The following is a 10,759-nucleotide window of genomic DNA, read 5'->3' on the forward strand; positions in this document are numbered from 1 at the left end:
AGCAATGAATGAGCGCATTCTTCAAGAGGATGGGCGCCGTGCTGGGCAGGGTTTGGGTTTGGAGCCTTCTGCTGGCGCTTTCGTGTGCGGCACTCGTGTGGTTTTTAGGGCCGCTGTTGGCAGTGGATGACTATCGTATCTGGCAGGGGACGACTGCTCGCCTGCTCACCATCTGTATCGTGTTTTTGCTGTGGGGGCTGGTGATAGCGCTTACGGATACTGGTAGTGCTACCAGGCGCCAAAGGCCCCCGCGTCAGCAGCCGTTGAAGTGGGTCGAGGATGAGCGCCGTCAGGTAAGCGTTCGATTCAAAAACGCCGTGCAGCTGCTGAAAAAATCCAACCATTATGGCGTGCATAACGCAAGGTGGCGCCATGATCTGCCCTGGTACCTTTTGATTGGCGAGCCGGGCAGTGGCAAAACGCAGTTACTGGCCGCCGCCGGCTTGTCGTTGGCGCTCGACCCTGCCCAAAGGCGGCCAATGGGCAGTAGCGCTCATTGTGATTGGTACTTCGCCGCCGCAGGCGTACTCGTCGACACGCCGGGGCGCTACCTTACCCAGCCTGACAGCTCAGTGGATGCCGCAGGTTGGGCAACCCTGCTCAATCTGCTCAGATGGCGGCGCCGAGTGCGTCCGCTGAATGGTGTGGTGGTGACGCTGTCGGTCGACACGTTGTTGAGCATCAACGAGTACGACCTGGATCATCACGCACGCCGTGTGCACTCCCGTTTGCAGGAGGTCCAGCAGACGTTGCATGTGGATGTGCCGATCTACCTGGTTTTGACCCAGGCCGATCGGTTGTCGGGATTCGCTGAGTTCTTCGACCTACCCCACGCAGAGAGTGCCGACAGCTTGCTTGGGCAGCGCTTGGACGCCCACGTCGACGATACTGACACTACGCAGGTTCGCCGGGCGGTCGAGCAATTGTTACAGCGCTTGAACAGTGAGCTGATTGGGCGATTGCACCAGGAGCGCAATGTCGAGCGCCGGGGGCAGATGCTGGGGTTTACCCAGCAGGTGGCACGAATAGGTGAGCGCGTGAATCTGTTCGTTGACATGGCGTTTTCCTCTCATCGCTACCAACCCATCAATGGCCTGCGAGGGGTCTTCTTGACCTGCGCCGACGGCCGGCACCCGCGATTTGTGCAGGGCCTGTTCAGCCAGGCAATCTTTGCCGAAGCCGACCTTGCGGGCTTGCAGACCGAAGAACAGCAGCGAATCCGTTGGCGCCAGGGGCTACAGGCGATGGCCGTAGCCTTGGTTATTGGCGGTGTCGGCGGGCTGTGGTGGCACAGTTATGCCGTCAACCATCAACGACTGGCGCAATTGGCGGTACTGGTAGCACTCCCGCCGCTTGGCTCGCAAGCCAGCGATGACAGCACGGCGCTGTTGGCACTGTTGGACGCGCGGCTGGCGGCGACCCGGGTTTTTCCCAGGTCGGCAGATGTGCGCCTGGTCGAGCACGTTGGGCTGTATCAGGGCGAGCTGAGTCGGCCCAGTGTCGAACACGCCTATGAGCAGGCACTGCACCAGCAATTGCTGCGTTGGATAACCGTCCAACTGGACGAGCAGGTATATGCCAGCCTGGGAGATCGGGAACGGCTGTTGGACAATCTGCGCGCGTATTTGATGCTCAACTTGCGCGAGCGCCGTGAAACTGCTTGGCTGGCACAACATATGGCGAGCCTTTGGTCGGAGCGTTTTGCCGGGGACATGTCGACACAGAAGCGCCTGAATGATCACTTGGCGCGGCTGCTTGAACGACCGTTTGTCGGGCCGCTCAACGAGGAACGGGTGGCTCAGGCTCGCGAAGCACTGAGGGGCGAGTCGTTGGTCGACGTGGTGTATCGGGTACTGCGCGAACAAGCCCGCGACCTGGAACCCTTGCGCTTGGCCGAGGGCAATGTATTCGCTGGCATCGCCCCCTCCGTACCGGGTTTCTATACCAAAAGGTATGTGCAGTACTTTGAGACGCAGGGCCCACGGTTGGTTGACACCATTGCCCGGGATAACTGGGTGCTTGGTGGGGGTACCGACTTGGGCCATCAAGATTTGAGTCGGCTGATGGCGCAATTGCAGCAGCGCTATTTCAGTGAATATGCCGATGCCTGGAGCGATGTTCTCGGCCGTATCTCGCTGCAAGAGACCGACAGCCTGCGCCAGGACGCCGAGCAGCTCATGAGCCTGACTTCGGCCCAGTCCCCTTTGATTCGGTTGTTGCAACAGCTGCGTGAAAACACGCGTTTGCTGCCAGGTCATGAGCTGCTCGATAAAGTAGTGCAACATTCTGGAGACATGGCCAAGGCGGCGCTGGTGGCTGGGCCAGTGGCTTTTCCTGATGCTGCGCGGCGAGCGTTGCAACAACGATTCGAGCCTTTGCATCAATTGCTGGATGAGCAGCACAACCCTGGAGCAGAGTTGACCCAGGCTTTGCGTCAGTTGGATGAACTGCACTTGCAACTGACGGCACTGAACCGTGACAGCGTACCCGAGCAGGCAGCCTTCCTGCGTGCCAGGCAGCGTATGGAGGGGCAGCAGGATGTCCTGGGTAATCTGCGTGATGCCGCTGCGCGTCTGCCGCTACCCGTTGCCGGCTGGCTTGAGGGCCTGGCCGACGACAGTTGGCGGCATTTGCTGGAGCAGGCCTACGTGCATGTCAACCAACGCTATCAGAGCGATGTACGTAGCCTTTACGCCAAGGCAATTGGCCGACGTTACCCGTTCCATGCCAACGCGAGCAATGACGTAGCCCTTCATGATTTTCAGGAGTTCTTCAAGCCACGAGGGGTGATGGCGCGCTTTTATGAGAACTACCTGCGGCCTTTTATCAGTGTCGACGGCGCTCGCTACCGATTGCGTGGGCTGGATGGCCAGAGCTTGCCGGTTTCGCGTTCGCTGTTGGAGCAATTGACAAAAACCCAGGCCATACGCCGCGGTTTTTTTACCGAGGACACGGAGGAGTTGTCTGTGCGGTTTACCGTGGCGCCCTACAGCCTGGACCCATCGATCAGTCGTGCGATTCTGCGCGTGGGTGACCAGCAATTGGAGTATCGCCACGGTCCCATCGTACCCGTGGCGTTCCGTTGGCCCACCGATGCAGACAATGGGCGCAGCAGTCTGGTCCTGGAGAAAGGCACCGAGCAGCGACCCTTGGGAATCGAGAAGAACACCGGGGCTTGGTCACTGTTCCGGTTCCTGGATCAACTGCAGAGAGAGCCCGCCAGTGGGCAAAATGCTCAGGTTTTCAAGGCGGACCTCGCCGGCCTGCGCGTCAATTACCTGCTGACCAGCCAACGCACGCCTGTCCCGTTTGATGTAGATACATGGCGCACCTTTCGCTTGCCGGAGCAACTGTGAAGGTGGCAGCCCCCTGGCGCAGCGCGGGTCGTACGCAGCAGGGGCAGGCGCGGCTGCGCAACGAGGATGCATTTCTGGACGACCCGCGCCGCAGTTGCTGGGCGGTTGCGGACGGCATGGGCGGGTATCGCAACGGGGATGTCGCCAGCCAATGGGTGGTCAGCCAGTTGGCTGCCGTGTCGGCTCAGGGCAACCTTGATCAGCGTATCCAGGCCGTTCGCAGCTGTTTGCAAGACGTCAACCAAGGGTTGAGGCGTGCATGGACAGAACCTGGCGCACCTGGTGACGCGACGATGGGCAGTACCGTAGTTGCACTGCTGCTGGAGAAAGGCCGGGCGGCTTGTCTCTGGGCGGGAGACAGTCGCTGCTATCTATGGCGCGGGCAGAGTCTCTACCAATTGTCGAAGGACCATTCGTTGCTGCAGCGGCTTATGGACGAACGTCATCTCAGTGTCGCACAAGCCCAGGCCTATCCTGATGCCAGAGCCTTGACCCGAGCCGTGGGCGCGCGTTCGCGATTGCACCTTGAGGCATTGGAACTCAGTACCCGCCCAGGGGATGTATTTTTATTATGCAGTGATGGCTTATACCAGGCCCTCAGCCATGTGGACCTGGGACGGGCGTTGAGTATGCAAACCCCCCAGCAGGCAGTGGAGCGACTATTCGCAGGGGCGTTGCGCAGGCCGGTACGCGATGACCTGACCGCGGTTGTCGTGCAGCCTTGAACGCGTCGCCACAAGCCTTGCGTCTGCTGGTTGGGCGTTATCACCTTGAGCATGTCTTGGGCAGAGGTGGCATGGGCGTGGTGTATCGCGCGCGCGACCTGTTGCACGAGCAATTAGGCGAGCGCTGTTCGAACGTGGCGCTCAAGCTGGTGGACGAATCCATTTCCCAATGTCCCGATGCGCATGTGTTGTTGTACAACGAGTTTGCGTTGACCCGCAGCCTTCGGCACGACCACGTGGTACGGACGTTCTCGTTCGAAGTCGACACACACAGCCAGGTCGCGTTCTTCACCATGGAGTTGTTGCAGGGGCTGACCCTGGACCGTCTCCTTCTGGAATGCCCTTATGGGTTGCCCTGGCGTGAACTGCAACCCATCGCCGTGCAGTTGCTGGATGCCTTGGTCTACACCCACCAGCAAAACGTGCTGCACGGTGACCTCAAACCAGCCAATGTCATGGTGGGCGAGGAGGGCGTGCGCTTGTTCGACTTTGGGCTGGGCCATGCCGCCGGGCAGGCTGGGGTGGGTTTGCCGAGTGTCAGCCGCAGTCGTTTCAATGCCTGGACACCTGCCTACGCAGCCCCGGAACTGTTGGCCGGCGGGGCGTTGACCGCGGCCGCCGACTTGTACGGTATGGCCTGCATCCTGTACGAACTGGCCCATGGCAAGCGCGTTGGCGAACGCTGCGCAATGGACCGACTGTCCCGGCCTGCGCAGTTGCCCAGGCATTGCTGGGCGGCATTACAGGCTGCGTTGGCGGTGGACCCGCAGCACCGAAGCATAACGGTCGCCGAGTTGCGCCAAGTCATGAGGCGCAACCGGCCACGCTGGCGCTTGTAGGGTCGAGGTCAAACGGCCAAGCCGTGCAACTGGCAGTACTCCAGCCAGTCCATGCCCGCCATCTGTGCGACTTCTTTATGCACTTCACGGCGCTGGGCCTCGAAGGCTTCGGTGGAATCGGCCGTCAGCTTGAGGGTCAACTCCCAGGCGAACAGCTGTTGCTGTTCAGCGTGTGCTTCGAAAGCCTCATGCAGGCGTTCGGCGCGATACTGCGCCAGGGTTTCGCCCCTGGCCTGGGCTACCAGCGGATTAAGACTGTCCAGCTCGGCAGCGACCTGCGGTTGTTCGCACAGGAACCTGTCCAGTGCAAGCTGATAAGTATCGTTAGGTGCCGACACAGGTAGACACCTTAATGAGAAGGATGAGAGCTGCTATCGGATGTACGTGCGTTGAGATGATGGCGGGCACGCTTGCGCGACCTGCGTCGCATCCAGTTCTGCAACGGCGCCAGCAAGAAAAACATCAGGTAAGCGATCAGCACCAGCGTCAGGTCTACCCAGGTTTCAGCCACAGGCCCGGTAAACAATTCAATGACGTTCTTGATCACAAACAGCAACGCCACGCTGCACAACCACAGCACAATGGTGACGAATAGAGGACGCATGTTACTTGAGCGCTTGTCTTGCATAGTGAGGTTCTCTCCTTTGGCCTGTTGTCGTTCCAGGCAAGATTCCCTGAGTGCGTACCCATTATCAGACAGGTTGTAACATCCTTTAACACGCACAAACCGCGCGGATGATACCGACTCAGACAGCCTTAGGGGATGATTCAAGTCAGAAAGTTCGATAAATCGGTAGGGAATTAGTCTAGCAACCTTGCATTCACTGGCAAAAAATCGGGGCAGGGACGGGCATAAAGGCTTTCGCTTCGGCTAGCAGGGCGTGTAGCGTTAGCGAGTGTTTCCGGCCCTGATTGTCAGCGCAGTCGGTGACAGGCAGAGGACGGCCCATGGCGCAAACCCTGTTCAAGCTCTTCCTCACCCAGCGCCTGGCGGTCCTGGCCAGCGCGGAGTCGTTGCGTGCGATTCGGGAAGGACTGCTGTGGATCCTGCCATGCCTGTTGGTGTCCGCCGGTTTCCTGATTCTGTCCGAATGCGCCCGGGCGCTGGGGTTCGATCCGCAGGTGGTGAGTTTTCTGGCGGGGTTGCACAAACAGATCAGTTCGGTAATTCCACTGCTGGTCGCGGCCTCCATCGGTTATATGTTGGCGATTCAACACCGTTTGCCACAGCTGCCGGTCGCCTTTCTGTGCCTGGCCCATGTGGTGGTCGCCACCTTCGTGCTGCGTGAGTACCCTCGTGCTTCGGCCACTTTCCTACTGTTTATTGCCATTGCTTCGCCCTTGATCAATGTGCCGGCCATTGCCTGGTTGCACCGCTTTCGCTGGACGCGCCTGGTCAACCAAGACCTGGTAGGCCATAACCTCAAGGGCACTATCAACATGGTGCTGCCCGGCGCACTCACGGCCTTGTCGTTGGTGGCGGTGTTGTCGTTGCTGCTGTTGATCCCCCATGTGGCGCAAATTCGGGGGCCGCAGGCGCTTGATGCGTTGCAGGCGCCTTACGGCAGTGGGTTGTTTGTCACACTGATGAATTCACTGCTGTGGTTCTTCGGCATTCACGGTGTGTATGCCATGCAGCCGTTATTCGATGCACTGGACCAGGCGGTAGCGCTCAATGGCGCAGCGTTGGCGGCGGGGGAGCCGGTGCTGTACTTGCTCAACAACGGCTTGCTGGGCAGTTTTGCGTTTATCGGGGGTTCGGGCGCAACCTTATGCCTGCTGCTGGCGATCCTGCTGTTTTCCAAAAGCCAGTCCATGCGCTTGCTGGCGGTAGCGAGTTTGCCGTTGTCGTTATTCAATGTCAGCGAGGTGCTGTTGTTCGGTTTGCCGATCATCCTCAACCCGCGCCTGTTTATACCGTTTCTACTAGTACCGGCGTTCAACGCGATGGTGGCGTTGATGGTGGTACAACTGGGCTGGGTGTCGCCGGCGGTGGCCAGCGTGCCGTTTACCGCCCCGGTGCTGCTCAATGCATACCTCAGCACCCACGGCGACGTGGCGGCGGTGGTGTTGCAGATTGTTCTGCTGGGTGCCGGGACGCTGGTGTATGCGCCCTACGTGAGAGCGATTCATCGCCAGTCCAGCGATGGCGGCACGGTGTATCTCAAATCTTTGGACATGACGTTTCGCGGCCTTGAGGAAAAAGGCCGTCTGCTGGAGTTCGACCCGGTGCTGGCCACCCACCAGACATTGGCCCGCCAGGCCGCTGAGTTGAACCGCATCCAGCAGATCAGCGATTACGAGTTCTACCTTGAGTTTCAACCCCAGGTCTCCACCCGCACCGGTTTGTGCACCGGGTGCGAGGCGCTGATGCGCGCCCGGGACAGCCAGGGCACGGTGCATTCGCCGTGGGAATTCCTGCAATGGCTGGCGCACGCCAGGCTGATGCCGGACGTGGATGTGTGGGTGGCATCCCAGGCAGTGCGCCAGTATCAGAAATGGCAGAAGGTGGGTTTTGAACTGCCGATGACCATCAATATTTCCAGCACCACGCTCAAGGACGCCGCCTATGGCGACCGCCTGGTGGAAATTCTTGGCCAGGCCCGTGGGCAAGTTTCAGTGGAAATTACCGAAGACGCGCTGGTCAGCGACATCCCGGCCACCCGCCAGACCATCCAGAAGTTGCAGGCCATGGGGGCCAAGGTCTATCTGGATGATTTTGGCACTGGGTTTTCTGCGTTGAGCTATCTGCACCAGTTTCCTGTGGATTTCATCAAGATCGACCGCAGTTTTGTGGTTGCCCAGCACGACCCTAAAGGCGCCCAGGTGCTCACCGGTATGTTGCGCTTCTGCGAGGCCTTGGACCTGGGTGTGATAGTGGAAGGGGTTGAGACGGCTGAGCAATTGGCGTTCTTGAGTAACGGGCCTGAGTTGTTTATCCAGGGCTGGTATTTCAGCAAGGCACTGCCTGGGGATCAGTTGCCGCGCTTTGTGCTTGAGCGCAGGGCGTTGGTCTGATGACCGACCCTATCTACCTGGCACCCCGATCCAACTGTGGGAGCTGGCTCGCCGGCGATGACCATAGGTACCTACATAACTTTGGTGCGACGCTGGACCTGTGGCGAGGGAGCTTGCTCCCGTGACGGACTGACAGCCGACGCTGATCTAACTGGCGCACCGCGATCTAAATGTGGGAGCTGGCTTGCCTGCGAAGATGGCCTGACAGTCAACACAGTTGGACCGTGTACATATCCATTCCTGCGGTAACGGCCACTTAGGGTTCCGCTTTTACAGCGGCTCACTTTTGAAAAGCGCAAAAGTAAGCAAAACGCTCTTGCCCCACCACTCGGCACCTCGCTTAGGCTCGGTGTACCCGTAATCCGCCAGTGATTTGGGGGGCCGCCGCCACGCGCCATCCATGGCGCGGGGCGGCTAAACCGGCATCCCTGCCGGTTTACCCCCCAAATCCCTGTCGAATTCCGGCCAGCGTGGTTTAACGGGGCGCCTAAGATCAAAAGCAGATCAAGAGCGGCTCGCTTCGCATCGTGGTTACCGTTGAGCTTACAGAGTTATGTAGATACCTATGCTGCGATGGCGGCCTGACAGCCGGCACAGTTATACCGAGTACATATCCATTCCTGCGGTAACGGCTACTTAGGGGGCCGCCCTGAAGCCATCACCTCCCATCCCCAAGCCTTGAAAGAATTTTCCTACAGGTGTTGACCTTGCCACTACGGGAACCTTTAGGCTTTTTTCCGAGTATGCCCAACCACAAAAACAAGATTCAGGGGTTATCAATGGATACTGCTGCCCTGCAACAACGCTCGGATTCCGATCTGTTCACCACCGCCTCGCGGCTGATGGCGAATGCCTTGGAAACCGGCGCCAACTTCACCCAGGTCACCCGCGCGCTGGAAGCGCTGCTCGCGGTGACTCGGCAAGGCCTGGCGGGAGACGCCGACGCCTACGCGCACTACCAGTCAGCCCTGCTGCAACTGCACATTCCAGGTGACCCGCGCACCGAACCGACCCGGCGCTGGATGGCCAGCGAGGTCTACCGCGTCGAAGATGAGTTCGCCGCCGACGTGCCGGGTTTCACCGCGCTGCCGGTGGAGGAGTTCCGCCAACAAGTGGACGCTGAAATCGCAGCACGCAGCCGGGTCAACCACCCGATGTCGGTGCACCTGTTCCAAGGTACGCCGCCGATGCAGGATGTGCGCTTCTTCCTGGAGCATCACTGGACCCGTTCCTACAACTTCTACAGCCTGCTGGCCGAACTGGCCTTTCGCTTCGAAGCCATCGAGGACGCCTCGGTGTTTTACCGCAACCTCTACGGTGAAGCGGGGGCTGAGACACCGGAGCGTTCGCACCCGGCGATGCTCGCCCATCTGATGGAGTATTTCGATATTCCGCTGGCCATCGACTTCCCCGCGCTGCATCCGCTGGAAAAAGCCTACCTGAATAATCGCATTCGCTGTGTGCGCCACACGGATGTCGCCTGGGGCCTTGCGCTGCTGTATGCGGTCGAGTCTGTCAGTTGCGTCAACCATCGGCGCATCTACGAGCTGTTGCAGCGCCTAGACGTTCCAGAGCAGCCCAGCGAATTCCACCGCTTGCATGGCACCCAGGATGAGATCGACACCGAGGAAATGTGGGCACTGATTGCCAAGTTCGCCAGCGAGGAGGGCTTTCAGCGCACGTTCATGCGCGCACTGAAGCGCCACTTTGAAATCAACAAGGCTTACTTCGACAGCCTGTGGCAGCAGATGCAGGCCCAACGCCTGTCTGCCTGAACGACCTGCGATCCGAAAACAAAAATAATGGAGCACATGATGAGCCCACGTAATTTTTCCCTGCCGCAATTGCAGAATATTCACACCGCCGAAGCCCGTTTGTTGGCGGAAGCCTTGAAGCCGGACGCGACGTTCAATCGCATCGAAATTGCCGCCAATATGCTGCGCGCCCTGTGCGAGACCGGCCAACGTGGCGACGCCGCAAATGCAGCGCAGTGCCAGCAATTGCTGTACATCCTGTCGCTGAGCGATGACGTTGCTACAGCCTCGACCCGGCGCTGGCTGGCCAATGCCGTCTATAGCGTGCAAGAGCGTTTCATGCCGTCAGTCGACCTGGCATCGCCCTTGTCCGAGGCTGGTTTCCAGCAACGCCTGGAAGAGCAGATTGCCGCGCAGTCGCGGGAAAACCATCCGATGTCGCAGTATGTGTTTGAAGGCAAAGCTTCTCGCGAGCAACTGCAGGTGTTTTTGCGCCACCAATGGTTCCGCACGTACCGCCTGTACCGGGATGCCGCCGACCTGTTGGTCAACCTGACCGATGTGGACGAGGCCGCCGCCCTGGCGCGTTATCTCTACGGCGAGTTGGGCGAAGAAGACGAACGGCGCTCCCACCCTCGGCTGTTGGCCAAGCTGCTTGCCGCCGTGGGCCTGAATGCCGATTTCGAGGCGCTCTCGACGATGCCCGAGGAAATCGCCTACCTCAACAACCGCGCACGCTGTTTCCGCAACCCAGATGTCGGCTGGGGCCTGGCGGTGTTCTACATCACCGAACTGGTGGTGCCGGGCAACCACGGCAAGCTGTACAACGCCCTGCGCAACGCCGGCTTGAGCCAGGACGACGCGGAGTACTACGAAGTGCACATCAGCCTGGTGCCGCCGCGGGCCAAGCGTGAATGGGCACTGATCTCACGGCGTATTCCGGACCTCGGGTTCCAGAATGCGTTCCTGACGTCGTTGGCCGAGCACTTCCGGCTGGAGCGGGCTTACTACGATGCAGTCTGGGAAGAAGTACAACGTGTGAAGTAGCCCTCCCTGGACAACCCGAG

At 59.7% G+C, this 10,759-nt stretch carries 8 protein-coding genes; 6 read left to right on the plus strand and 2 right to left on the minus strand.

What is annotated here, in order from left to right; genetic code table 11:
* Window positions 1–8 precede the first annotated feature (8 nt).
* The 3 genes from tssM to BUE92_RS04270 are packed head-to-tail and all read left to right on the plus strand — an operon-like array spanning window position 9 to window position 4,920.
* A complete protein-coding gene (gene tssM / locus BUE92_RS04260) occupies window positions 9–3,356 on the plus strand; it encodes a type VI secretion system membrane subunit TssM (protein ID WP_073522080.1) in 3,348 nt (1,115 codons plus the stop codon).
* Window positions 3,323–4,081, plus strand: coding sequence for a PP2C family protein-serine/threonine phosphatase (locus tag BUE92_RS04265; protein ID WP_073522083.1), 759 nt, complete (start codon window positions 3,323–3,325; stop codon window positions 4,079–4,081). Before tssM ends, BUE92_RS04265 begins: the two co-directional genes overlap by 34 nt.
* Window positions 4,078–4,920 (plus strand): serine/threonine-protein kinase, encoded by an 843-nt coding sequence (locus BUE92_RS04270; protein WP_073522085.1) that lies wholly within the window; start codon window positions 4,078–4,080, stop codon window positions 4,918–4,920. The genes BUE92_RS04265 and BUE92_RS04270 overlap by 4 nt, the downstream gene beginning before the upstream one ends.
* An 8-nt stretch (window positions 4,921–4,928) precedes the next feature.
* Here BUE92_RS04270 and BUE92_RS04275 read toward each other — a convergent pair whose 3' ends face one another.
* Together BUE92_RS04275 and BUE92_RS04280 are read right to left on the minus strand one after the other, a co-directional pair.
* Complete coding sequence (locus BUE92_RS04275) at window positions 4,929–5,258, minus strand: DUF6388 family protein (protein ID WP_073522086.1); 330 nt, start codon at window positions 5,256–5,258, stop codon at window positions 4,929–4,931.
* Between the two features lie 11 nt (window positions 5,259–5,269).
* Window positions 5,270–5,524 carry a hypothetical protein gene (locus BUE92_RS04280; protein WP_256673935.1) on the minus strand — a complete coding sequence of 85 codons (255 nt, stop codon included), beginning with the start codon at window positions 5,522–5,524 and terminating at the stop codon, window positions 5,270–5,272.
* A 344-nt stretch (window positions 5,525–5,868) separates the two neighbouring features.
* Here BUE92_RS04280 and BUE92_RS04285 point away from each other — a divergent pair, with 344 nt between their 5' ends.
* The 3 genes from BUE92_RS04285 to BUE92_RS04300 all read left to right on the plus strand — a co-directional run bounded on the left by BUE92_RS04285 (window position 5,869) and on the right by BUE92_RS04300 (window position 10,739).
* Window positions 5,869–7,938, plus strand: coding sequence for an EAL domain-containing protein (locus BUE92_RS04285; protein ID WP_073522088.1), 2,070 nt, complete (start codon window positions 5,869–5,871; stop codon window positions 7,936–7,938).
* 779 nt (window positions 7,939–8,717) lie between these two features.
* Window positions 8,718–9,713 (plus strand): HOASN domain-containing protein, encoded by a 996-nt coding sequence (locus BUE92_RS04295; RefSeq protein WP_073522089.1) that lies wholly within the window; start codon window positions 8,718–8,720, stop codon window positions 9,711–9,713.
* A gap of 39 nt (window positions 9,714–9,752) precedes the next feature.
* Window positions 9,753–10,739: an HOASN domain-containing protein gene (locus tag BUE92_RS04300; RefSeq protein WP_073522090.1), complete on the plus strand. Its 987-nt coding sequence runs from the start codon at window positions 9,753–9,755 to the stop codon at window positions 10,737–10,739.
* Window positions 10,740–10,759 lie beyond the last annotated feature (20 nt).

The sequence above is a fragment of the Pseudomonas fluorescens genome (assembly GCF_001902145.1).
Classification (GTDB): domain Bacteria; phylum Pseudomonadota; class Gammaproteobacteria; order Pseudomonadales; family Pseudomonadaceae; genus Aquipseudomonas; species Aquipseudomonas fluorescens_BV.

Excerpts from the sequence above, each read along its gene's own strand:
- BUE92_RS04280 (WP_256673935.1), bottom strand. The coding sequence starts at position 5,524 with ATGCGTCCTCTATTCGTCACCATTGTGCTGTGGTTGTGCAGCGTGGCG.
- BUE92_RS04265 (WP_073522083.1), top strand. The coding sequence starts at position 3,323 with ATGGCGCACCTTTCGCTTGCCGGAGCAACTGTGAAGGTGGCAGCCCCC.
- tssM (WP_073522080.1), top strand. The coding sequence starts at position 9 with ATGAGCGCATTCTTCAAGAGGATGGGCGCCGTGCTGGGCAGGGTTTGG.
- BUE92_RS04295 (WP_073522089.1), top strand. The coding sequence starts at position 8,718 with ATGGATACTGCTGCCCTGCAACAACGCTCGGATTCCGATCTGTTCACC.
- BUE92_RS04300 (WP_073522090.1), top strand. The coding sequence starts at position 9,753 with ATGAGCCCACGTAATTTTTCCCTGCCGCAATTGCAGAATATTCACACC.
- BUE92_RS04285 (WP_073522088.1), top strand. The coding sequence starts at position 5,869 with ATGGCGCAAACCCTGTTCAAGCTCTTCCTCACCCAGCGCCTGGCGGTC.